Source organism: Pseudomonas sp. TWI923 (assembly GCF_039673365.1).
GTDB classification, from domain to species: Bacteria; Pseudomonadota; Gammaproteobacteria; order Pseudomonadales; family Pseudomonadaceae; genus Aquipseudomonas; species Aquipseudomonas sichuanensis.
Window position 1 is genome coordinate 1 of sequence record NZ_JBDJLM010000084.1, and the last position, 21794, is coordinate 21794.

Below are 21794 nucleotides of genomic sequence, written 5' to 3' on the forward strand. Positions count from 1 at the left end.
CTCCCACGAAGGCTGGACACTGTGCGTGGGAGCGGGCTTGCCCCGCGATGGGGTCGACCCAAGCACAAAAAAAAGCCCCGCTTTCGCGGGGCTCTGCAGTTCAACAATGATCAGGCAAAGACGATTTCGTCGCCTTCCACCTTGGCAGTGATCGCCGCACCTGGCAGGAACTGCCCACCGAGGATCAGCTGCGCCAGTGGGTTTTCGATCCAGCGCTGGATCGCACGCTTGAGCGGCCGTGCGCCATACACCGGGTCGTAACCCACCGCGATCAGCTTGTCCAAGGCCTCTGGGCTGAGGCTCAGGCTCAGCTCGCGCTCCAGCAGGCGGCTGCGCAGGCGGCCCAGCTGGATCTCGGTGATACCGGCGATCTGTTCGCGGCCCAGTGGCTCGAAAACCACCACTTCGTCGATACGGTTGATGAACTCGGGCCTGAAGTGCGCGCCCACCGCATCCATCACCGCCGCACGCTGCGCCTCGCGGTCACCCACCAGTTCCTGGATCTGCGCCGAGCCCAGGTTGGAGGTCATCACGATCACCGTGTTACGGAAGTCCACAGTACGGCCATGGCTGTCGGTCAGACGGCCGTCTTCAAGCACCTGCAGCAGCACGTTGAACACATCCGGGTGAGCTTTCTCCACCTCGTCCAGCAGCACCACCGAGTACGGCTTGCGGCGCACGGCCTCGGTCAGGTAACCGCCCTCTTCATAACCTACATACCCTGGTGGGGCACCGATCAGACGCGCCACGGAGTGTTTCTCCATGAACTCGGACATGTCGATGCGCACCATGGCCTCTTCGGTGTCGAACAGGAACTCGGCCAAGGCCTTGCACAGCTCGGTCTTGCCCACGCCGGTCGGGCCGAGGAACAGGAACGAGCCGCTGGGGCGGTTCGGGTCGGACAGCCCGGCGCGGGAACGGCGCACGGCGTTGGCCACGGCGGTGACCGCTTCGTGCTGGCCGATCACCCGCTGGTGCAGCAGCTCTTCCATCTTCAGCAGCTTCTCGCGCTCGCCTTCGAGCATCTTGGCCACCGGGATGCCGGTCCACTTGGAGACCACTTCGGCAATCTCTTCCTCGGTCACCTTGTTGCGCAGCAGCTGGTTCTCGCTCTTGCCGTGCTGGTCGACCATCTGCAGGCTGCGCTCCAGGTCCGGGATGACCCCGTACTGCAGCTCGGCCATGCGGCTGAGGTCGCCTTTGCGGCGGGCGGCTTCGAGCTCCTGGCGGGATTGCTCGATCTTCTGCTGGATCTGCGCCGAACCCTGCACCTCGGCTTTCTCGGAGGCCCAGATTTCTTCGAGGTCGGAGTACTCGCGCTCCAGCCGCTCGATTTCTTCGGTCAGTTTCTCCAGACGTTTCTTCGCCGCTTCGTCTTCTTCTTTCTTCAGCGCCTGGGATTCCACCTTCAGCTGGATCAGACGGCGGTCGAGGCGGTCAAGCACCTCCGGCTTGGAGTCGATCTCCATGCGGATGCGGCTGGCGGCTTCGTCGATCAGGTCAATGGCCTTGTCCGGCAGCTGACGGTCGGTGATGTAGCGGTGGCTGAGCTTGGCCGCGGCGATGATCGCGCCATCGGTGATGGCCACCTTGTGGTGCACTTCATAGCGCTCTTTCAGGCCGCGCAGGATGGCGATGGTGTCTTCCTCGCTCGGCTCTTCGACCAGCACCTTCTGGAAGCGGCGCTCGAGGGCGGCGTCCTTCTCGATGAACTGGCGGTACTCGTTGAGCGTGGTGGCACCTACGCAGTGCAGCTCGCCACGGGCCAGGGCCGGCTTGAGCATGTTGCCGGCGTCCATGGCGCCCTCGCCCTTGCCGGCGCCGACCATGGTGTGCAGTTCGTCGATGAACAGGATGATCTGGCCTTCCTGCTTGGACAGCTCGTTGAGCAGGCCTTTGAGGCGCTCTTCGAATTCACCGCGGTACTTGGCGCCAGCGATCAGCGCGCCCATGTCCAGCGCCAGCAGGCGCTTGCCTTTGAGGCCATCGGGCACTTCACCGTTGATGATGCGCTGGGCCAGGCCTTCGGCGATGGCGGTCTTGCCCACGCCGGGCTCGCCGATCAGCACCGGGTTGTTCTTGGTACGGCGCTGCAGCACCTGCACGGTGCGGCGGATTTCATCGTCACGGCCGATCACCGGGTCGAGCTTGCCTTCCTCGGCACGCTTGGTGAGGTCGACGGTGTACTTGTCCAGGGCCTGGCGCGACTCTTCGGCATTGGCGTCATTCACCGCCGCGCCGCCGCGCAGGTTGTTGATGGCATTTTCCAGGGCCTTCTTGGTCACGCCCTGGCCGAGCAGCAACTTGCCGACCTTGCTGTTCTCGTCCATGGCGGCGAGCAACACCAGTTCGCTGGAGATGAACTGGTCGCCCTTCTGCTGGGCCAGGCGATCGGCCTGGTTGAGCAGGCGCGCCAGGTCCTGGGACATGTTCACGTCGCCGGTGGGGTTCTGGATTTTCGGCAGCTGGTCGAGCTCCTTGGTCAACGCCTTTTTCAGGCTGTTGATGTCGAAGCCCACCTGCATCAGCAACGGCTTGATCGAGCCGCCCTGCTGGTCGACAAGCGCCTGCAGCAGGTGCAGGGGCTCGATGGCCGGGTGGTCCATGCCCACGGCCAGGGATTGGGAATCGGATAACGCGAGTTGCAGCTTGCTGGTCAGTCGGTCTATTCGCATGGGGATACCTTCCTATAAAGGGCAGGCGGAGCGATGGACAGCACCTGTATGAAGAACCTGCCTGAGATGACCAATAGATAGGGGTGATTCTGGAAGATTCAAGCGTAGCGGGGTTGATCGAGGTCAGCAGGGAGAGTGATGGATTGAGATTGCCGGGGCTGCTGCGCAGCCCTATCGCGACACAAGGCCGCTCCTACAGGCAACCGCGATCCCCTGTAGGAGCGGCCTTGTGTCGCGATAGGGGCGCACAGCGCCCCCAGGGTCATTGAGGCTGTAGCCACACCAGCGAAGCAAAGCGCCCACCTTGCGGGGTGCGACGGTAGGAGAAAAAGCGCGAATCACTAACGGTGCAGAACCCACCGCCATAAACAGCCGTCACACCGCGAGCAGCCAGGCGGATCCGCGCCAGTGCATAGATGTCGGCCATCAGCTTGCCCGGCCGTTCGCCGTCGACAAAGGCTGCAGCCGCCTCGGGATGCACGGCCGTGAACGCATCACGCACTTCCAGGCCCACTTCGAATGCCTGCGGGCCAATAGCCGGCCCCAGCCATACCAGCACGTCTTCAGGCGGCACGGCCAGGCGGTCCAGGGTAGCTTCCAGCACGCCACCGGCCAGCCCGCGCCAGCCGGCATGGGCGGCGGCCACACGGGTGCCGGAGCGGTCGCAGAACAGCGCGGGCAGGCAGTCGGCGGTCATCACGGTGCAGGCAATGCCGGGCTGGTCAGTCCAGCTGGCATCGGCCTCGGCGACCAGCGCCGGGTTGGCGTCAGCCACCACCAGCCCATGCACTTGCTTGAGCCAGGCGGGCTGGATGGCGAATTCATCACTGAGGCGACGACGGTTCTCGGCAACGGCCAGCGGGTCATCGCCCACATGGTCGCCAAGATTGAAGGTGGCATAGGGCGGCAGGCTGACGCCGCCCTCGCGGGTGGTGACACAGGCGCGTACCGAGGCCGGGGCCGGCCAGTCGGGGAGGATCAGCGACTGCGTCAGGCCACTCATCCGATGAAGCTCTCGCGGTCCTGTTCGAGCAGCGACAGCAGCCACTTGAAGTCGTCCGGCAGCTCGGACTTCCACTCCATGCGCTCACCGGTAGTCGGGTGATCCAGGGCCAGGAAGCGTGCGTGCAGGGCCTGACGAGGGAAGTTCTTCACCGCCTCGACCATGGTCACGCTGGCGGCCGGTGGAATGCGGAAACGCACGCCGTAAGTCTGGTCGCCGACCAACGGGTAGCCGACATGCGCCATGTGCACACGGATCTGGTGGGTACGGCCGGTTTCCAGCTTGACCCGCACATGGGTGTGCGAACGGAAGCGCTTGAGCACCCGGTAGTGGCTGACCGCCGGCTTGCCACCGTCGGTGACCGCCATGCGCTGGCGCAGGCCGCCGTGACGGCCGATCGGCGCGTCGATCTTGCCGCCGGCAATCACCACGCCCACCACGATGCATTCATAGATGCGGCTGACGCTGCGGCTCTGCAACTGCTCGACCAGCTTGGTCTGCGCCTGCAGGGTCTTGGCCACCACCATCAGGCCGGTGGTGTCCTTGTCCAGGCGATGCACGATACCTGCGCGCGGCACATTGATGATGTCCGGCACATGGTGCAGCAGGGCATTGAGCAAGGTGCCATCGGCATGGCCGGCCGCCGGGTGGACCACCAGCCCGGCAGGCTTGTTGATCACCAGGATCTGGTCGTCTTCATAGACGATGTCCAGCTCGATATCCTGGGCCACCCATTCACCCTGGGCTTCCTGTTCGGCCTCGAGGGCCAGGATGTCGCCACTGTGAACGGTGTCGCGCGGCCGCAGCACCGCGTCATTGACGGTCAGGCGGCCATCCTTGATCCACGAAGTCAGGCGCGAGCGCGAGTACTCGGCGAACAGTTGGGCGGCGACCTGGTCGAGGCGTTGGCCGCCCAGTTCGGACGGGACCTCTGCGCTAAGTTGAATGATCTCGGACATGCTCAATTCGGCGGGCGTACAGCCTTTGGTTTCGGCTGCGTGCTTGTGGTTAAATACGGCTTCTTTTGCCCCGGGGTTTGGCCGGGGGCGCTCATCATAACAGGACGGCACCGCCCAAGACAGCGGCCGTCAAAGGGACGCAAGCCGCCATGCAAGTGAAACACCTGCTGCTGATCGCCATCCTCGGGCTCACCGCTGCCTGTTCCTCGAACAAGGAAGTCATTGACGAGAACCTCAGCGAGGCCGAGCTGTACCAGCAGGCCCAGGCTGATCTGGACAACTCCAGCTACACCAGCGCCGTGAACAAGCTCAAGGCCCTGGAATCGCGCTATCCGTTCGGCCGCTACGCCGACCAGGCGCAGCTCGAGCTGATCTACGCCAACTACAAGAACTCCGAGCCCGAGGCCGCCAAGTCCGCCGCCGAGCGCTTCATCCGCCTGCACCCGCAGCACCCGAACGTCGACTACGCCTATTACCTGAAAGGCCTGACCTCCTTCGACCAGGACCGTGGCCTGCTGGCTCGCTTCCTGCCGCTGGACATGACCAAGCGTGACCCAGGCGCCGCCCGTGACTCGTACAACGAGTTCGCCCAGCTGACCAGCCGCTTCCCCAACAGCCGTTACTCGCCAGACGCCAAGCAGCGCATGATCTACCTGCGCAACCTGCTGGCCAGCTACGAAATCCACGTGGCCAACTACTACCTGAGCCGCGAGGCCTACGTGGCCGCCGCCAACCGTGGTCGCTACGTGGTCGAGAACTTCCAGGAAACCCCATCGGTCGGCGACGGCCTGGCGGTGATGGTCGAGTCGTACCAGCACATGCACCTGGACGAACTGGCCGCTACCAGCCTGGAAACCCTCAAGCTCAACTACCCGAACCACCCGAGCCTGGTCGATGGCCAGTTCGTCGCCACCCAGGATGAAAACGGCAACCGCTCCTGGCTGTCCAAGGCCACCCTGGGCCTGATCGAGACCGAAACGCCGCTGCCACCGGGCGAGACCCGCGCCAACCAGGACGTGGTGCGCCAGTTCCAGGACGCCCGCTCCGAGATGCCGGAAGACCTGCTGCCCAAGGACGAAAACGGCGACCCGATCCTGCCGGAAGGCCCGAAAGAAGCCGAGAAAGACCGCTCGTGGTTCAGCTACATGACCTTCGGCATGTTCGACTGATCCTGCGCGTGACAAAGAAGGGAGGCCCAAGGCCTCCCTTTTTTATTGGCCGCATCCTAGACTGTCGCCTTCTTCTCTCGACAAGCTGGACACCATGGTTCGCCTACTTTTCTGGATCGCCCTGATCGCCGCCGCGTTCTGGCTGTGGCGCAAGTTCAAGACCAGTCAGCAATCCCCCGCCGAGCCGCGCCTCGACGACCCGCTGAGGATGGTGCGCTGCGCCCACTGCGGCGTGCACCTGCCCAATGACCGGGCGTTGCAGCAGGGCAAGGAGTGGTATTGCAGCCAACAGCATTTGCAGCAAGGGCCAGGCCGGCAGGGCTGACCCCATGAATCCCGTCCAGGTATGTCCCTGTGGGAGCGGGTTTACCCGCGATCACTAGCAAAGCTGGTGCCAGGCACCGCGGTGCCTGCTTCGCGGCTAAAGCCGCTCCCACAGAGCGCGTTCCTCCGGCGACTTCAGGCCAGACGGCCTTCAGGCGCATACGGCGCCGGGTCGATGATCGGCTCACGCCCCAGCAACAGGTCGCTGAACAACTGGCATGACGCCGGCGCCAGCACCAGGCCATTGCGATAATGGCCGCAGTTCAGCCATAGCCCTTCATGCCCCGGCACCGCACCGATATACGGGATGCCTTCCGGCGAGCCCGGACGCAACCCCGCCCAGTGTCCAACGACTTCGGCATCGGCCAATGCCGGCAACAGCTCGATGGCCGAGGCCTTGAGGCTGGCCAGTGCTTCGGCAGTAGGGGTTTTGTCGTAGCCTTCGTGCTCCAGGGTACTGCCCACCAGGATGTGCCCGTCGCGGCGCGGGATCGCGTAGCGCCCCTTGGCCAGGACCATGCTCGGCAAGAAATCTTCGGCGCACTTGAACAGGATCATCTGGCCTTTGACCGGCTCCACCGGCAATGCCAGGCCCAGGGTCTGCAACAGGTCGCCGCTCCAGGCACCGGCGCTGAGCACCACATCATCGGCGGCCAGCACGCCGTCGTTGGTCTGTACACCGACAATGCGCCCGCCTTCCTCGGCGAAACCGGTGACTTGGCAGTGCTCGCGCAGGGTGACGTTGGGCAGCGCCAGCAGCGCGGCCTTGAGCGACTTGACCAGGCGCGGGTTGCGCACGTTGGCCACGCCGGCCATGTAGATCGCGTGGCGGTAGCCTGGGCCCAGCACCGGCACGGCGTCGTAGGCCGCCGAGATATCCACCGCACTCAGCGGGCGCTGTTCGCGCGCAGCCCAGGCCAGGGCCTCGGCTTCATCGTCCAGGTCCAGCCAGTACAGGCCGGTGGTGTGCACCTCAGGGTCGACGCCGGTGCTGGCGAACAGGCGCTCGCCCAGCTGTGGATAAAAATCCTGCGACCAGTGCGCCAGCGCCGTCACTGCGGTGCTGTAGCGCCATGGGTACAGCGGCGAGACGATACCGCCCCCCGCCCACGACGACTCGCGGCCGACCTCGCCCTGGTCGCACAGCACCACCCGGTCGACCTCGGCCGCCAGGTTGAACGCCGTCAGCAGGCCGATGACGCCACCGCCGACAATCACTACTTGCTTGCTCATCGTTCGATCCAACACCTGAAGTAATTCCACGGTGCCATGGCACCTTCTGACCTTCAGCTTCCCCAGCACAGCTCGACATTGTCGCCAGCACCTGGATTGCTGCGCACACCTGCCTGGTCGAGCTGGAAGTCGCCACAGCGGTCTTGCGCCATGATCCCGTCGGGCAGGCGCACGGCCAGCAGCGTGAAACTGTCAGTCTCGCGGCGAGCCTGTAGGCGGTAGTAGCGGTTACCCATGGGCAATGGCGTCACCAGCTGTTCGTTGTCGGCGTAGCTGCCGACGCGGGCGTGGTGGCGCGCAAGGCGCAGGGCCGCATCCTGCAGCAGGCCGACCACTTCGCTGCGCGCGGCGCGCCGTAGCTGTTCGCTGTAACTGGGGTAGGCAATGGCTGCCAGCATGCCGATCAGTGCCACGACAATCAACAACTCGATAAGGCTCAGGCCACGCTGCATGTCAGTCGTCCTCCAGGCGTTGGCGCCAGCTGATGCGCCGCAGCTCTGCCGCGTCATCCAGCGCATGCACAGCTTCAAGTACCCGACGCCCGTGCACTTGGCGGCTGATGGCCGTCACCCGGACCAGCGTCACCTGCTCGCCAACCGGCATGCCAGCCGCCCGGCTACTCTGGCCAAGGTTCTGCAAAAACACGTAGCCGCTGTCGGTGGCTTGCCATGGCGGGGCCGGTTCGTCGCCGGGAAGACCCGGCGGCAGGCATGCCGAACACAGCTCGGGCAAGTGCGTCGACAGCAACGCCGCCCCCTCGATCAGGCTGGCCTCTGCCTGCTCGAAAGCGCGTACTCCCGCCAGTTGCTCACTCAGCAGCCGCTGCTGCACCAGTGCCTCGCGCAGCCCTTGGGCCGCCAACAGGCCGAGCAGCAGGCTCAGGCTCAGGGCCAGCAACAGCACCACACCCTGTTGCCGCTTCATCAACCCTGCCTCGGGTTGCGCAACGCCACGCTCAACTGGTGACGGTGCTCGAGCTGGTGCTGGCGGTCGAACAGCGTCAGGCGAATATCCAGCAGCTCCCCCTCCGCCACTTCGACCAGGTTCACTTCGAACGCCCGCACATTGTCGATCAGATTGGCATTCTGGGAATTGGTGAGGAGCTGGAGGCTACCTTTGTGCAAGCGGTAGGTCAGCCGGCGAATGGGCAAGGCCTGCACCGTAGTGCCGGGGACATGCCGGTGGCCCACCACCTCGGCCCAGCTGCGGCAGTCACTGAGCACTGTCCAGTCGGCCCGGCCTGCCAGCCCGGGTAACTCTGCGCCTACCAAGGTCAGGCTGCCGGGTGCGATCGTGATCGGCGTGGCGAACGCCTCGGCGGCGCCGGCAATCCTGAAGTCAGCCGCATCCAGGCGCAGGCAACCGAACATGCCGGCCATGCGGATATCCTCGGCCAAGCGTTGCAATACCAGCCGGGCGTCATCCTGAAGGCGGGCGGTCGCCCCTTGCAGGCGCCAAGCCTGGTAGGCCGAGCCGAACAGTTGACTCGCCGCCGCCAGCAGCATCAAGCCAAGTGCCAGCGCCAGCAGTGCCTCGATCAGGCCGAAACCTGCAGGCCGCCGCCTCATGGTTGTAACCGGCCTTGCAGTTCAAGTACCTGCCGCTGGCCGCCCATGGGCCAAGACACCTCAAGCATCAGCCAATCAGCCGCGAAGCTGGCTTGCGCCTGCGCCTGCCCGCCCAATACGGTCACCACCTGCGCTCGCCACGCCGTCGTGTCGACCGCCGACAGCGCCCCCCTCGCCCTGGCGCGCTCCAGCATGCCTTGCAGCAGTTGCAACGCCTGCCCTTCACGCCAGGCGCTGTCGCTGGCGTGCAGGCCGCGAACCTGTATTGCTGCTGCCATGAAGACGCCCAGCGCCAGCACGGTCATGGCCACCAGCACTTCCAACAATGTCATGCCGCCTTCCCTGCCCCACATCGACACCCCTCCTGGGATCTTTCCTCGCCTGCTACCTGAAGCCGCCGACTGGTACTCACATGAGCCGTTGGCGAAGCTTCAGCGAAGCACGTCCAGGGGGAAATGCACGGTGAGGCAACAGGGTGTAACACTGCTGCAAATGATGTCTGCACTGGCCGTGGCAGGCCTTCTGACACAGATTGGGGTTTCGGCCTACGGCCAGCTCAGCGAACAGCTGAATCAGGCCGCTACAGCCCGTGAGCTGGCACAGGCGCTACGTGATGCGCGCAACCAGGCGCTGCTACGTCAGCGGGCGGTAGTGGTGCAGCCAATGGAGGAAGACTGGGGAAAGGGCTGGCGCGTTTTGCTGGAGCACAACGACCTGTTGCTGCGCGAACATCGCCTGGCAAAGCCAGCCAGGATCGTCGCGAGCTCAGGTAGGGCGGTCAGGTTCAGCGGGCGGGGAGCGCCGCTGGGGGATGGCTTCGGGGGGATAACCTTGACCCTTTGCCGACGGGGTGGCGCGAGAAGCGAGCAGAGGGTGGTGCTGAGCCCCAGTGGAAGAGTGCGCCTGCTCAGCGACGAAAAACGTCGCTGCGCAGGCGACTGATCAGATCAGCGAGCGAACCCGCAGCTCTTTGGGCATGGAGAAGGTGATGTTCTCCTCGCGGCCATCGAGTTCTTCGGCGCCGGTCGCGCCCCAGGCCTTGAGCTGTTCGATCACGCCACGCACCAACACTTCGGGGGCCGAAGCACCGGCGGTGATGCCGATCCGCTCGACACCGTCGAACCAGCTGCGCTGCAGGTCCTCGGCACCGTCGATCAGGTAGGCCGGGGTGCTCATGCGCTCGGCCAGCTCACGCAGGCGGTTGGAGTTGGAGCTGTTGGGGCTGCCGACCACCAGCACCACGTCGCACTCGTCGGCCAGTTGCTTGACGGCGTCCTGGCGGTTCTGGGTGGCGTAGCAGATGTCGTCCTTGCGCGGCCCACCGATGCTCGGGAAGCGTGCGCGCAGGGCGTCGATGACCCGGCTGGTGTCATCCATCGACAGGGTGGTCTGGGTGACGAAGGCCAGGTGCTCGGGGTTGCGCACCTGCAGCGCGGCGACGTCCTTCTCGTCTTCGACGAGGTAGATGGCGCCGCCATTGCTGGCATCGTACTGCCCCATGGTGCCTTCGACTTCCGGGTGCCCGGCGTGGCCGATCAGGATGCACTCACGGCCGTCGCGGCTGTACTTGGCAACCTCGATGTGCACCTTGGTCACCAGTGGGCAGGTGGCGTCGAAGACTTTCAGGCCACGGCCGGCGGCCTCCTGGCGCACCGCTTGCGATACACCATGGGCGCTGAAGATGACGATGACGTCGTCCGGCACCTGGTCCAGTTCTTCGACGAAAATCGCGCCACGGCTGCGCAGGTCTTCGACGACGAACTTGTTGTGCACCACTTCGTGGCGCACGTAGATCGGCGGGCCGAAGACTTCCAGGGCGCGGTTGACGATCTCGATCGCCCGGTCGACCCCCGCGCAGAAGCCGCGCGGGTTGGCGAGTTTGATTTGCATGCTCGGCTCCAGGCTCACAGGGCCTTCACGTCGAGGATCTGCACCTCGAAGTTGAGGGTCTTGCCAGCCAGTGGATGGTTGAAGTCGATGGTCACCTGGTTGTCGTCGAACGCTTTGACCACACCCGGCAGCTCGGTGTTGGCGGCATCGTTGAAGATCACCAGCAGCCCGTCGGACAGCTCCATGCCTTCGAACTGCGAGCGCGGCATCACCTGCACGTTCTGCGGGTTGTGCTGGCCGAAGGCGTTCTCTGGGGCAATGCTCAGCTTGCGCTGGTCACCGGCCTTGAAACCGAACAGAGCGCTTTCGAAGCCTGGCAGCAGGTTGCCGTCGCCGACCTTGAAGGTGGCTGGGGCCTTGTCGAAGGTGCTGTCGACGGTGTCGCCGTTTTCCAGGTGCAGGGCGAAGTGCAGGGTCACTTCGGTGTTCTGGCCAATACGTGTCTCAGTCATGGACAGGCTCCTCGGACTTCTTGCTCTTGAACATATCCAGCGCCAGCATCACCGCACCCACGGTGATGGCGCTGTCGGCCACGTTGAAGGCCGGGAAGTAATGGGTGTTGCGCCAGTGCACCAGGATGAAGTCGACCACATGGCCAAGCACCACGCGGTCGTACAGGTTGCCCAGCGCGCCACCCAGCACCAGGGCCAGGGCCACGGCAAGCCAGGTCTCGTTGCGCCCCAGGCGCTTGAGCCAGACCACCAGCACGGCACTGACCACCAGGGCGATCAGGGCGAACAACCAGCGCTGCCAGCCGGAACTGTCGGCGAGGAAGCTGAAGGCCGCGCCGGTGTTGTACGCCAGGGTCCAGCTGAAGTAGTCGGGGATGACCACGATCTGCTGGTACAGGCTCAACGCCCCTTCGAAGTAGACCTTGGTGGCCTGGTCGACGACCAGTACCACCAGGCTCAGCCAGAGCCAGGCAAGGCGCCCGAAGCGCCCAGCTGCGTTAGGCATAGTGGCGCACCTCGCCTTCACCGCTCAGGTTGTCGACGCAACGGCCGCAGATTTCCGGGTGCTCCGGGTGGCTGCCGACGTCGGCGCGGAAGTGCCAGCAACGACCGCACTTGGCATGGCCGGACTTGACGATCTTCAGCTTGAGGCCTTCGACTTCGGTTGTCACGGCATCGGCCGGGGCCTGGACGAACGGCACCACGCTGGCGGCGGAGGTGATCAGCACGAAGCGCAGCTCGTCGCCGAGCTTGTTCAGGTCGGCAGTCAGGCCCTCTTCGGCGAAGAGGGTAACTTCGGCTTGCAGGTTGCCGCCGATGACCTTGGCGCTGCGCTGGTTCTCCAGTTCCTTGTTGACGGCTGCCTTGACTGCCATCACGCGGTCCCAGTAAGCACGGTCCAGCTCGGCGTCGGCCGGCAGTTCGCTCAGGCCCTGGTACCAGCCGTTGAGCATCACCGACTCGTTACGCTCACCTGGCAGGTACTGCCAGATTTCGTCGGCGGTGAAGGCCAGGATCGGCGCGATCCAGCGCACCAGCGCCTCGCTGATGTGGTACAGCGCGGTCTGGCAGGAACGACGGGCGACACTGTTGGCGCCGGTGGTGTACTGGCGGTCCTTGATGATGTCGAGGTAGAAGCCGCCCAGCTCCTGCACGCAGAAGTTGTGGATCTTCGAGTAGACGTTCCAGAAGCGGTATTCGCCGTAGTGCTCTTCCAGCTCGCGTTGCAGCAGCAGGGTACGGTCCACCGCCCAACGGTCCAGCGCCAGCATGTCTTCGGCCGGCAGCAGGTCGCGGGCCGGGTCGAAGCCGGACAGGTTGGAAAGCAGGAAGCGCGCGGTGTTGCGGATACGACGATAGGCATCGGCGCTGCGCTGCAGGATCTGCTCGGAAACCGCCATCTCACCGGAGTAGTCGGTGGCCGAAACCCACAGGCGCAGGATGTCGGCACCCAGGGTGTTGTTGACCTTTTCCGGCTCGATGGTGTTGCCCAGCGACTTGGACATCTTGCGGCCGCTCTCGTCCACGGTGAAGCCGTGGGTCAGCAGCTCGCGGTACGGCGCGTGGTTGTCGATGGCGCAGCCGGTCAGCAAGGAGGAGTGGAACCAGCCGCGGTGCTGGTCGGAACCTTCCAGGTACAGGTCGGCGCGCGGGCCGGTGGCATGGCCGATGTCGTGCGAGCCACGCAGCACATGCCAGTGGGTGGTGCCGGAGTCGAACCAGACGTCGAGGGTGTCGGCGATCTTGTCGTACTGGCCGGCTTCGTCACCGAGCAGTTCGGCGGCGTCCATCTTGAACCAGGCTTCGATGCCTTCTTTCTCGACGCGCTTGGCCACTTCTTCCATCAGTTCGACGGTGCGCGGGTGCAGCTCGCCGGTTTGTTTGTCGAGGAAGAACGGGATAGGTACGCCCCAGTTGCGCTGACGCGAGATGCACCAGTCCGGGCGGTTGGCGATCATCGAGTGCAGGCGCGCCTGGCCCCAGGCCGGGACGAACTTGGTGTCTTCGATGGCCTTGAGCGCGCGCTCACGCAGCGGCTCGCCAGTGGATGGCTGCTTGTCCATGCCGACGAACCACTGCGCGGTGGCGCGATAGATCAGCGGGGTCTTGTGGCGCCAGCAGTGCATGTAGCTGTGGCTGATGGTTTCGGTGTGCATCAGCGCACCGACTTCGCTCAGCTTGTCGACGATGGCCGGGTTGGCCTTCCAGATGAACTGGCCGCCGAAGAACGGCAGCGACTCGACGTACACGCCGTTGCTTTGCACCGGGGTGAGGATGTCGTCGTTGACCATGCCGTAGCGCTTGCAGGTGACGAAGTCGTCTTCACCGTAGGCAGGCGACGAGTGCACCACGCCGGTACCGGCGCCCAGCTCGACGTAGTCGGCCAGGTAGATCGGCGACAGGCGGTCGTAGAACGGGTGACGGAAGTTGATCAGCTCCAGCGCCGAACCTTGCGCGGTGGCGATGACAGTGCCTTCCAGGTTGTAACGCTTGAGGCACGACTCTACCAGCTCTTCGGCCAGCACCAGCAGGCGCTCGCCGGTATCGACCAGGGCGTACTTGAACTCGGGGTGGATGTTCAGCGCCTGGTTGGCCGGGATGGTCCACGGGGTGGTGGTCCAGATCACGATGGCCGCCGGCTTGGCCAGCGAGGCCAAGCCGAAGGCGGCGGCCAGCTTGGCGTCGTCGGCGACCGGGAAGGCCACGTCGATGGTCTGGGATTTCTTGTCGGCGTATTCGACTTCGGCTTCGGCCAGGGCCGATGCGCAATCGAAGCACCAGTTCACGGGCTTGAGGCCCTTGAACACGAAGCCTTGCTTGACCATCTCGGCCAGGGCACGGATTTCACCGGCCTCGTTGGCGAAGTTCATGGTCTTGTAGGGGTTGTCCCAGTCACCCAGCACGCCCAGGCGGATGAACTCGGTCTTCTGCCCTTCGATCTGCTCGGCGGCGTACTCGCGGCACAGCTCGCGGGTGCGGTCGGCGGTCAGGTGCTTGCCGTGGGTGACTTCGACCTTGTGCTCGATCGGCAGGCCGTGGCAGTCCCAGCCCGGCACGTAGGGCGCATCGAAGCCCGACAGGGTTTTCGAGCGGACGATCATGTCCTTGAGAATCTTGTTCAGCGCATGACCGATATGGATCTTGCCGTTGGCATAGGGCGGGCCGTCGTGCAGGACGAACTTCGGACGATCCTTGCCAATTTCGCGCAGCTTCTGGTACAGGCCAATGCTGTCCCAGCGCTGCAGAATCTGCGGTTCGCGCTGAGGCAGGCCGGCCTTCATCGGGAAGGCGGTGTCCGGAAGGTTTAGCGTGGCTTTGTAGTCGGTCATTTCAGGCTCTTCGTTAGCGGTTGAGCGTGCCAGTGGGCACGTGCGGCGGCGATGTCCGCGTCGATCGCCGACTTCAGCGCCTCCAGGGAGGCGAAACGCTGCTCTTCACGCAGCTTGTGGTGGAACTCCACCGTCAGACGCCGGCCGTAGAGGTCACCGGCGTAGTCCAGAAGATGAATCTCCAGGTGGGGACGCCCGTCACCGGCGACGGTGGGGCGTACTCCGATATTGCCGACACCCGGCCATTGCTGGCCGTCGATCTCGATGCTGGCCAGGTAGACCCCGGACAGCGGTACGCGGCGGCGCTTGAGCTGGATGTTGGCGGTGGGCGTGCCGAGCTGGCGGGCCAGTTTCTGGCCGTGCAGCACACGCCCGGTAATGCGGTAAGGGCGGCCAAGCAGGTGCGCGGCCAGTTCGAAGTTGCCTTCGCTGAGGGCCTTGCGCACTTCGGTGCTGCTGACCCGCAGGCCGTCCTGGATCACGGTGTTGGCGGCTTCGACGGTAAAGCCGTAGCGCACGCCTGCATCGACCAGGAAATCGAAGTCGCCGGCGCGGTCGCAGCCGAAGCGGAAGTCGTCACCCACTTCGAGGTGGCGCACACCCTGGCCATCGACCAGGATCGCCTTGACGAACTCATCGGCGCTGAGCTTGCTCAGGCGCTGGTTGAAGGCCAGGCACAACACCCGGTCGATACCTTCGCCAGCCAGCAGCTCGACCTTGTCGCGCAGGCGCGCCAGGCGGGCCGGGGCGGTGTCGGGGGCGAAGTATTCGCGCGGCTGCGGCTCGAAGATCACCACGCAGGTGGGCATGCCGAGTGCCTGGCCGCGCTCGCGCAGACGCGCGAGGATCGCCTGGTGACCCCGGTGGACCCCGTCGAAGTTGCCAATGGTGGCGACACAGCCCCGGTGCTCGGGGCGCAGGTTGTGAAGACCTCGAACCAGCTGCATAACGCGCTTCTTGCTCATAAAGTGGCCGATTATAACCACACCCGGGCGCTGACGACAGGCAGCAGCGCCACCCGGGTGTGTGGAATGTGAAAAACCGACGCCTGACCCTTTTGCGCCTCAGTGCAGCGCTTTGCGGGCGAAATGCCGTGGGCGGAAACCACACAGGTACAGGCAACCGAAGTAAGTAACCACACCGGCCGCGATCAGGCCGCCCAGGCGCAGGAAACGCGCCAGCATATCGCCCTGCGCCCAGGCCGGCAGGTAGTGCATGCCCAACAGCAGCACGCCCGACATCAGCCCCACCGCCAACAGCAGCTTGAGCAGGAACAGCAGCCAGCCGGCTTGCGGCGTGTACAGCTGCTGGCTGCGCAGCTTCCAGTACAGCAGGCCGGCATTCAGGCAGGCCCCCAGGCTGATCGCCAGGGCCAACCCGGCATGGGCCAGCGGGCCGACCAGCGCCAGGTTGAGCAACTGGGTGCAGACCAGGGTGAACACGGCGATCTTTACCGGCGTGCGGATATTCTGCTGGGCATAGAAGCCTGGAGCCAGCACCTTGACCAGGATGATCGCCAGCAGGCCCACCGAATAGGCGATCAGGGCGCGCTGAGTCATGGCCGCGTCGAAGGCGGTGAACTTGCCGTACTGGAACAGCGCCACGGTCAGCGGTTCGGCAAGAATCGCCAGGGCCAGGGTGCATGGCAACACCAGCAGGAAGCACAAGCGCAGGCCCCAGTCGAGAATCCGCGAGTACTCTTCACGGTCCTTGTTGGCGTAGGTCTTGGCCAAGGTCGGCAACAGGATGGTACCCAGGGCCACGCCCAACACCCCCGAAGGCAGCTCCATCAGCCGATCGGCGTAGTACATCCACGACACCGAGCCGGCCACCAGGAAGGAGGCGAAAATGGTGTTGATGATCAGCGAGATCTGGCTCACCGATACCCCGAGGATGGCCGGCAGCATCTGCTTGAGCACCCGCCACACGCCGGCGTCGCGCAGGTTCAGGCGCGGCAGCACGAGCATGCCGATCTTCTTCAGCGCGGGCAGCTGGTACAGCAGTTGCGCCAGGCCACCGGCCAGCACGCCCCAGCCCAGGGCCATGATTGGCGGGTCAAAGTACGGTGTGAGCAGGACGGCGAAGGCGATCATCGCCACGTTGAGCAGGGTCGGGGTGAAGGCCGGAACGCTGAAGCGGTTCCAGGTATTGAGGATTGCGCCTGCCAACGAGGACAGCGAGATCAGCAATATATAAGGAAAGGTCACCCGCAGCAGCGAAGTGGTCAGCTCGTATTTCTCGGCATTATCGACAAACCCTGGCGCCGTGGCCCAGACCACCCAGGGCGCGGCAAGAATGCCGAGGACTGTCACCAGCGCCAGAACCAGGGTAAGCAGGCCGCTGACATAGGCAATGAAGGTTCGGGTGGCCTCCTCGCCCTGTTGGGTCTTGTACTCGGCCAGGATCGGCACGAAGGCTTGCGAAAACGCGCCTTCGGCAAAGATCCGCCGCAGCAGGTTAGGCAGCTTGAAGGCGATGAAAAAGGCGTCGGTGGCCACGCCAGCGCCGAAAATCCGCGCCAGGATGGTGTCGCGCACGAAGCCGAGCACCCGGGAAATCATGGTGATGGAGCTGACCGCAGCCAGGGATTTGAGCAGGTTCATCGAAAAGATTCACGCCAGAGGACGGAGGACGCTGCCAGTTGGCATCCGAATGTGCGATACTCCCGCGCCTTCGCAGGGGAGCCAAAAATTCCCGAGTTTACAGGTCGCGTAGCAGAAAGGAATCTTTCCTGCCTGTTGACCCACCACTCGGCGGAACCTTGCAGGTGGCCTTGACATCCGTTCGACTCGTCGGCATGATTCGCGGCCTATTTTGTTTGCTATTTACCTAAAGTCTTTCGAGGAGCTCGACGGTGGCCAACACACCTTCCGCCAAGAAACGTGCAAAACAGGCTGAGAAGCGTCGCAGCCACAACGCCAGCCTGCGTTCCATGGTTCGCACCTACATCAAGAATGTAGTCAAAGCCATTGACGCAAAAGACGCTGAAAAAGCGCAAGCCGCTTACGTTCTGGCTGTGCCTGTAATCGACCGTATGGCCGACAAGGGCATCATCCACAAGAACAAGGCTGCTCGCCACAAAGGCCGTCTGAATGGCCACATCAAGGCGCTGAAAGAAGCTGCAGCTGCCTAAGCGACGTTCTTGTCGAAAAAACCGACCCTAGGGTCGGTTTTTTTATGCCTGCGATTTGCTGGGCCAAGCTGGCAGATTACTCATTCTGTGGGAGTAACTGTCCTTGTCGGAGCGGCCTTGTGTCGCGAAAGGGCCGCAAAGCGGCCCCAGCGTTGCCACATAGATTGCTGGGGCTGCTGCGCAGCCCTTTCGCGACACAAGGCCGCTCCTACAGGGGCAGGGCCGCATGACGGCCCTGCCCTTCATCACTTGCCGATCTGCAGCTTCGGCGCCCACTGCAGCCAGGCATCTTCCGGCTTGTCGAACAGGGCGAAGGTCTGCTGCGGCCGCGCCGGGTTGCCCATCTGCTCGCCATCCGGCGTGGCGAAGGCAATACCACCTTCAATCAGGGTCTCCACCGACTCGGTGCGCACCGTGGCGCCCTTGAACAGCCCCCAGTCGAAACCGAACCCACTGCTGTTCCAGAAGCGGCTGCCACCGCGCACCAGGCCTGCATAACGCGGCTCGATGAGGATGTGGATAAGTACCCGGTCGGCAGTCTGGCCCAGCTCGAAGCCGACCACCTTGCCCACCGCGACTTCACGGTAGGTGACTGGCACCCCGGGCTTGATCGAACCACGCCGCGGCGCACTCAGGGTCAGCGGCAGGCCAACCTCCTCGCCCTGCACCTCCGGCGCATCGGCCAAAGCGATGAAATCACGCTGCGGCCCTTTGTCCTTGAGCGCCGGCAACACTTCCAGGTACTGCCCACCCACCAAGGTATCGAGGTTCTCGGTGCGCACCAGGCCCAGGGCCGGCTTGACCACCCAGAACTGCGTCCCTACCCGCGCAATGCGATCTGCGGCCTGGGTAATACGCGCCCTGAGCAGTACGCCCTGCAGGTCGCTGGTCAGGTCCACACTCTCGACACTGCCCACGTCCAGCCCGCGGAAGCGGATCGAGGTACCCGGTTTCAGGCCATCGGCGCGCTCCACGCGAATGGTCACCAGGGTGCCGGCACGGTTGGCGGCCTCCTGGCTCTCATGCAGACGGAAACGCGGGATACGCCGTTTGAGCGGTACATCGGGTTTGGGTGTGTCGAAGGAGATACCGCCGGCCATGAGGGTCTGCAGCGACTCACTCTTGACCTGAATCCCCGAGAGGCCGCCGGTCAGGGTGATACCGCTGGCATTCCAGAAGCGCGTGGAGCCGTTGACCAGATTGGCGTACTCCTTCTCGATGTGTACGCCGATCAGGATGCGTTTGCTGTTGCGGGCGAACTGATAGCTCTGCACGCTGCCCACGCGCACCTGGCGGTACATCACCGGGCTGCCCACTTCCAGCGAGCCGAGGGTTTCGGCGAACAGCACCATGTGCAAGCCTGGCGCCTTGAGATCAAGCGGCGGCGCCTTGGGCCGTGCCTCGAACTCACGCAAGGGCTTGGCGCCGGGCTCACCCGGGCGAACAGCGATGTAGTTACCCTTTACCAGTGCTTCCAGGCCAGTGATACCCGCGAGCGAGATGGAAGGCTTGACCACCCAGAACTGGGTGCCTTCGACCAGGTAATCCTCTGCCAGCGGGTCCAGGGTCAATTCCGCCATTGCGCTGGACAGGTCACCTTCGATCTTCAGGTCCTTGAGCGAGCCTACCTGGATGCCTTTGTACAGCACCGGGGTACGGCCCTTCTGCAGCCCCTCGAAATCACTCAGCTTGACCTTCACCCGGATACCCGCCTGAGCGGCATCGAAATCCTCGTACAACCGGAACGGCAGGCTTGGATCCGTGGGCGGGCTGTCCTGGCGATTTTCTGGCGTGGCGAAGGCAATACCGCCGGCGACGATGCTGGAAAGCGATTCGGTGCGCACCTTCACGCCGGACAGGTCGGCATCGATGCTGACGCCACTGGCGTTCCAGAAACGCGTGTGCTTGCGCACCAGGCTGGCATACGCGGGCGCGATGAAGACCTTGATCTCCACAGTGCCCTGATCCTCGGACAGGCGATAGCTTTTCACTCGGCCCACCTGGATCTGCTTGTAGAACACCGGGCTATCACGGTTGAGCGAACCCAGGCGCTCGGCCTTGAGGGTCAGGTGCAAACCGGGCTCGGCATCGGACAACGGCGGGGCTTCCTTGAGCGCGGTAAAGCGCTTGGTCGGTTCGCCCTCTCCTGGCTCCACGGCGATGTAATTGCCTGAGACAAGGGTTTCAAGCCCGGAGATACCAGCCAGGCTGACGCTGGGCTTTACCAGCCAGAAGCGCGTGCCTTTGGTCAAATGTGGCCCGGCCGCCTTGTTCATTTCGATGGTGGCGATCACGCCTCGATTGTCGCCCTTGTTATCCAGCACCAGGCCCGTCACCTTGCCGATCGACATGCCCTTGAATATGACCTCGGTCTTGTTGGCGACGATGCCCTCGCCGGTTTCGAAGCGCACCTGGATTTCGATACCGGCGTCACGGTAGGCCTGCCAAGCCAGCCAACCACCGATGGCCAGCGCGATCAGCGGCAGGATCCAGATGGCCGACCAGTTCGAAGCAGGGCGGGTTTTAGCCGTAGGCAAGTCACTCATGGTCGTCATCCGACTCCGTGTTGTCCCAGATCAGTCGGGGATCGAAAGTTAAGGCGGCGAGCATCGTCAGGATCACCACACTGGCGAAGGCGACAGCGCCCAGGTTGGCTTCGACACTGGCAATGCGGCCAAAATTCACCACCGCCACCAGGATGGCAATGACAAAGATATCCAGCATGGACCAGCGCCCGATGAACTCGATGAAGCGGTACATCAGAATGCGTTGGCGCGCCGACAGCGGCTGATGGCGCTGCACCGAGTACAGCAGCAGGGCTATGCCCACCAGCTTGAAAGTGGGCACCAGGATGCTGGCGATGAACACCACGGCAGCGATCGGCAACATGCCGTGCTTGAGCAGGGTAATAACCCCCGACATGATGGTGTCGGGGCTGCCCTGCCCTAACGCGCTGACCGTCATGATCGGCAAGACGTTCGCAGGGATGTAGAGCACCATCGCAGTGATCAGCAGCGCCCAGGTGCGCACGATGCTGTTAGGGCGTCGCTCATGGACAATGGCCCCGCAACGGGTGCACGTCTGTGACGTGGTATCTGCTTCGCGGCGGTTGAGCTCATGGCATTCACCGCAGACCAGAATGCCTGCATCAATCGCCCGCATGGACATCCTCCCCGGACAAGGCCACCCAGATCTGGTGCGGCGACATCACCACTTCCAGCCACACCTGCACCAGCAACAGGCTGATGAAGCAGAACAGGCCGAGGCCGATACTCAGTTCAGCCAGGTCGACCAGCTTGACGATAGCAACCAGCACACCCATGAAATACACCTCGAGCATGCCCCACTCGCGCAAGTGGTGATAAATACGATAGATCAGCAAACCGTAACTGCGACCGACGTCAAAACGGATGCTCAACAGCACCAGCAACTGACACAACAACTTGAGCAGCGGGATGGCCATGCTGCACAGGAACACCACCACGGCGACGCCGCGCATTTCGGAATTGTACAAGCCGAGCACGCCGCTCCAGACGGTGTCGTCCGAGGTTTGGCCAAGCAGATGCAGCTGCATGATCGGCAGGAAGTTGGCAGGCACATAGAGCAGCAAGGCGGTAAGGACCAGCGCCAGGCTGCGAGGAACGACGTTATGCCGATGGGCATAAAGCTCGTAGCCACAGCGCGGGCAATGGGCTTTCTCGTCGTTTTGCAGCGTCGTCTTGCGCATCAGCAGGTCGCACTCGTGGCAGGCTACGAGTTCGTCCAGGGGTAACTGTGCGAGCGCTTGCGTATCGACAGGGTTGGGCATAAGAGGGTTCTGAATGGATGCGTCGGCTCTATTCTAGTGTTCTGACTCGAATTGTGGGAGACGACTATTGTGAGGGACTGTATGCCAGCACCTGCGGATGGCGCTGCTCACTGCCCAGGAGAGCTGATTTCGTTGTAGCAGAAAAGACAAAACCCCTACCTGCATGCGCAGATAGGGGTTTTGCGAAATGAATCTTGACGATGACCTACTCTCACATGGGGAAACCCCACACTACCATCGGCGATGCATCG

At 63.7% G+C, this 21794-nt stretch carries 21 protein-coding genes; 4 read left to right on the forward strand and 17 right to left on the reverse strand.

Annotated elements, in window-relative coordinates:
* Window positions 1-110: 110 nt before the first annotated feature.
* From clpB to rluD, 3 genes are all read right to left on the reverse strand, one after another.
* Window positions 111-2675, reverse strand: a complete 2565-nt coding sequence (clpB, locus tag ABE459_RS22420) for an ATP-dependent chaperone ClpB (protein ID WP_125462593.1) — start codon at window positions 2673-2675, stop codon at window positions 111-113.
* Window positions 2676-2937: 262 nt separating this feature from the next.
* A complete protein-coding gene (gene pgeF, locus ABE459_RS22425) occupies window positions 2938-3678 on the reverse strand; it encodes a peptidoglycan editing factor PgeF (protein WP_323830675.1) in 741 nt (246 codons plus the stop codon).
* The gene (gene rluD, locus ABE459_RS22430) at window positions 3675-4637 is read right to left on the reverse strand and encodes a 23S rRNA pseudouridine(1911/1915/1917) synthase RluD (protein WP_125462591.1); all 963 of its coding nucleotides are present in this window, start codon (window positions 4635-4637) and stop codon (window positions 3675-3677) included. Before rluD ends, pgeF begins: the two co-directional genes overlap by 4 nt.
* A 149-nt stretch (window positions 4638-4786) precedes the next feature.
* Between rluD and ABE459_RS22435 the strand changes: the two genes are divergently transcribed.
* Both ABE459_RS22435 and ABE459_RS22440 read left to right on the forward strand, forming a co-directional pair.
* Complete coding sequence (locus ABE459_RS22435; protein ID WP_110991767.1) at window positions 4787-5806, forward strand: outer membrane protein assembly factor BamD; 1020 nt, start codon at window positions 4787-4789, stop codon at window positions 5804-5806.
* 94 nt (window positions 5807-5900) lie between these two features.
* A complete protein-coding gene (locus ABE459_RS22440) occupies window positions 5901-6131 on the forward strand; it encodes a PP0621 family protein (protein ID WP_110991768.1) in 231 nt (76 codons plus the stop codon).
* A gap of 134 nt (window positions 6132-6265) precedes the next feature.
* On the opposite strand, the gene thiO is transcribed toward ABE459_RS22440, so the two are convergent.
* From thiO to ABE459_RS22465, 5 genes are read right to left on the reverse strand one after another with little or no spacing between them, the layout of a single operon-like run.
* Complete coding sequence (gene thiO / locus ABE459_RS22445; RefSeq protein ID WP_323830673.1) at window positions 6266-7363, reverse strand: glycine oxidase ThiO; 1098 nt, start codon at window positions 7361-7363, stop codon at window positions 6266-6268.
* Between the two features lie 53 nt (window positions 7364-7416).
* On the reverse strand, window positions 7417-7815 hold the full coding sequence (locus ABE459_RS22450) for a type IV pilin protein (RefSeq protein ID WP_323830672.1): 399 nt from the start codon (window positions 7813-7815) through the stop codon (window positions 7417-7419).
* Window position 7816: 1 nt separating this feature from the next.
* Entirely contained in the window at window positions 7817-8287 is a 471-nt protein-coding gene (locus ABE459_RS22455; RefSeq protein WP_323830671.1) for a hypothetical protein, read from the reverse strand.
* Window positions 8287-8931: a prepilin-type N-terminal cleavage/methylation domain-containing protein gene (locus ABE459_RS22460; protein ID WP_323830670.1), complete on the reverse strand. Its 645-nt coding sequence runs from the start codon at window positions 8929-8931 to the stop codon at window positions 8287-8289. Before ABE459_RS22460 ends, ABE459_RS22455 begins: the two co-directional genes overlap by 1 nt.
* The gene (locus ABE459_RS22465) at window positions 8928-9284 is read right to left on the reverse strand and encodes a prepilin-type N-terminal cleavage/methylation domain-containing protein (protein WP_323830669.1); all 357 of its coding nucleotides are present in this window, start codon (window positions 9282-9284) and stop codon (window positions 8928-8930) included. Before ABE459_RS22465 ends, ABE459_RS22460 begins: the two co-directional genes overlap by 4 nt.
* A gap of 109 nt (window positions 9285-9393) precedes the next feature.
* Here ABE459_RS22465 and ABE459_RS22470 point away from each other — a divergent pair, with 109 nt between their 5' ends.
* The gene (locus ABE459_RS22470; protein WP_323830668.1) at window positions 9394-9873 is read left to right on the forward strand and encodes a GspH/FimT family pseudopilin; all 480 of its coding nucleotides are present in this window, start codon (window positions 9394-9396) and stop codon (window positions 9871-9873) included.
* Here the strand turns inward: ABE459_RS22470 and ispH are convergent, their stop codons facing one another.
* The 6 genes from ispH to murJ all read right to left on the reverse strand — a co-directional run bounded on the left by ispH (window position 9874) and on the right by murJ (window position 17205).
* Window positions 9874-10821 (reverse strand): 4-hydroxy-3-methylbut-2-enyl diphosphate reductase, encoded by a 948-nt coding sequence (gene ispH / locus ABE459_RS22475; protein WP_125462582.1) that lies wholly within the window; start codon window positions 10819-10821, stop codon window positions 9874-9876.
* A gap of 14 nt (window positions 10822-10835) precedes the next feature.
* A complete protein-coding gene (locus ABE459_RS22480) occupies window positions 10836-11273 on the reverse strand; it encodes a peptidylprolyl isomerase (RefSeq protein ID WP_110991776.1) in 438 nt (145 codons plus the stop codon).
* Window positions 11266-11778 (reverse strand): signal peptidase II, encoded by a 513-nt coding sequence (gene lspA, locus ABE459_RS22485; protein WP_125462581.1) that lies wholly within the window; start codon window positions 11776-11778, stop codon window positions 11266-11268. Before lspA ends, ABE459_RS22480 begins: the two co-directional genes overlap by 8 nt.
* Window positions 11771-14602 carry an isoleucine--tRNA ligase gene (ileS, locus tag ABE459_RS22490; RefSeq protein ID WP_323830667.1) on the reverse strand — a complete coding sequence of 944 codons (2832 nt, stop codon included), beginning with the start codon at window positions 14600-14602 and terminating at the stop codon, window positions 11771-11773. Before ileS ends, lspA begins: the two co-directional genes overlap by 8 nt.
* A complete protein-coding gene (ribF, locus tag ABE459_RS22495; RefSeq protein ID WP_346648140.1) occupies window positions 14599-15549 on the reverse strand; it encodes a bifunctional riboflavin kinase/FAD synthetase in 951 nt (316 codons plus the stop codon). Before ribF ends, ileS begins: the two co-directional genes overlap by 4 nt.
* 117 nt (window positions 15550-15666) lie before the next feature.
* Window positions 15667-17205: a murein biosynthesis integral membrane protein MurJ gene (murJ, locus tag ABE459_RS22500; protein WP_323830665.1), complete on the reverse strand. Its 1539-nt coding sequence runs from the start codon at window positions 17203-17205 to the stop codon at window positions 15667-15669.
* Between the two features lie 251 nt (window positions 17206-17456).
* On the opposite strand from murJ, the gene rpsT reads away from it, so the two are divergent.
* On the forward strand, window positions 17457-17735 hold the full coding sequence (rpsT, locus tag ABE459_RS22505; protein WP_003247625.1) for a 30S ribosomal protein S20: 279 nt from the start codon (window positions 17457-17459) through the stop codon (window positions 17733-17735).
* A 245-nt stretch (window positions 17736-17980) separates the two neighbouring features.
* On the opposite strand, the gene ABE459_RS22510 is transcribed toward rpsT, so the two are convergent.
* From ABE459_RS22510 to ABE459_RS22520, 3 genes are read right to left on the reverse strand one after another with little or no spacing between them, the layout of a single operon-like run.
* Window positions 17981-20281 carry an MlaD family protein gene (locus ABE459_RS22510; protein WP_125462577.1) on the reverse strand — a complete coding sequence of 767 codons (2301 nt, stop codon included), beginning with the start codon at window positions 20279-20281 and terminating at the stop codon, window positions 17981-17983.
* Complete coding sequence (locus ABE459_RS22515; RefSeq protein ID WP_125462576.1) at window positions 20274-20897, reverse strand: paraquat-inducible protein A; 624 nt, start codon at window positions 20895-20897, stop codon at window positions 20274-20276. The genes ABE459_RS22510 and ABE459_RS22515 overlap by 8 nt, the downstream gene beginning before the upstream one ends.
* The gene (locus tag ABE459_RS22520) at window positions 20884-21543 is read right to left on the reverse strand and encodes a paraquat-inducible protein A (RefSeq protein WP_125462575.1); all 660 of its coding nucleotides are present in this window, start codon (window positions 21541-21543) and stop codon (window positions 20884-20886) included. Before ABE459_RS22520 ends, ABE459_RS22515 begins: the two co-directional genes overlap by 14 nt.
* Window positions 21544-21794 lie beyond the last annotated feature (251 nt).

Bases quoted from the DNA above. Each gene is read 5' to 3' on its own strand.
- clpB (WP_125462593.1), bottom strand. From the start codon at position 2,675: ATGCGAATAGACCGACTGACCAGCAAGCTGCAACTCGCGTTATCCGAT.
- pgeF (WP_323830675.1), bottom strand. From the start codon at position 3,678: ATGAGTGGCCTGACGCAGTCGCTGATCCTCCCCGACTGGCCGGCCCCG.
- rluD (WP_125462591.1), bottom strand. From the start codon at position 4,637: ATGTCCGAGATCATTCAACTTAGCGCAGAGGTCCCGTCCGAACTGGGC.
- ABE459_RS22435 (WP_110991767.1), top strand. From the start codon at position 4,787: ATGCAAGTGAAACACCTGCTGCTGATCGCCATCCTCGGGCTCACCGCT.
- ABE459_RS22440 (WP_110991768.1), top strand. From the start codon at position 5,901: ATGGTTCGCCTACTTTTCTGGATCGCCCTGATCGCCGCCGCGTTCTGG.
- thiO (WP_323830673.1), bottom strand. From the start codon at position 7,363: ATGAGCAAGCAAGTAGTGATTGTCGGCGGTGGCGTCATCGGCCTGCTG.
- ABE459_RS22450 (WP_323830672.1), bottom strand. From the start codon at position 7,815: ATGCAGCGTGGCCTGAGCCTTATCGAGTTGTTGATTGTCGTGGCACTG.
- ABE459_RS22455 (WP_323830671.1), bottom strand. From the start codon at position 8,287: ATGAAGCGGCAACAGGGTGTGGTGCTGTTGCTGGCCCTGAGCCTGAGC.
- ABE459_RS22460 (WP_323830670.1), bottom strand. From the start codon at position 8,931: ATGAGGCGGCGGCCTGCAGGTTTCGGCCTGATCGAGGCACTGCTGGCG.
- ABE459_RS22465 (WP_323830669.1), bottom strand. From the start codon at position 9,284: ATGTGGGGCAGGGAAGGCGGCATGACATTGTTGGAAGTGCTGGTGGCC.
- ispH (WP_125462582.1), bottom strand. From the start codon at position 10,821: ATGCAAATCAAACTCGCCAACCCGCGCGGCTTCTGCGCGGGGGTCGAC.
- ABE459_RS22480 (WP_110991776.1), bottom strand. From the start codon at position 11,273: ATGACTGAGACACGTATTGGCCAGAACACCGAAGTGACCCTGCACTTC.
- lspA (WP_125462581.1), bottom strand. From the start codon at position 11,778: ATGCCTAACGCAGCTGGGCGCTTCGGGCGCCTTGCCTGGCTCTGGCTG.
- ileS (WP_323830667.1), bottom strand. From the start codon at position 14,602: ATGACCGACTACAAAGCCACGCTAAACCTTCCGGACACCGCCTTCCCG.
- ribF (WP_346648140.1), bottom strand. From the start codon at position 15,549: ATGCAGCTGGTTCGAGGTCTTCACAACCTGCGCCCCGAGCACCGGGGC.
- murJ (WP_323830665.1), bottom strand. From the start codon at position 17,205: ATGAACCTGCTCAAATCCCTGGCTGCGGTCAGCTCCATCACCATGATT.
- ABE459_RS22510 (WP_125462577.1), bottom strand. From the start codon at position 20,281: ATGAGTGACTTGCCTACGGCTAAAACCCGCCCTGCTTCGAACTGGTCG.
- ABE459_RS22515 (WP_125462576.1), bottom strand. From the start codon at position 20,897: ATGCGGGCGATTGATGCAGGCATTCTGGTCTGCGGTGAATGCCATGAG.
- ABE459_RS22520 (WP_125462575.1), bottom strand. From the start codon at position 21,543: ATGCCCAACCCTGTCGATACGCAAGCGCTCGCACAGTTACCCCTGGAC.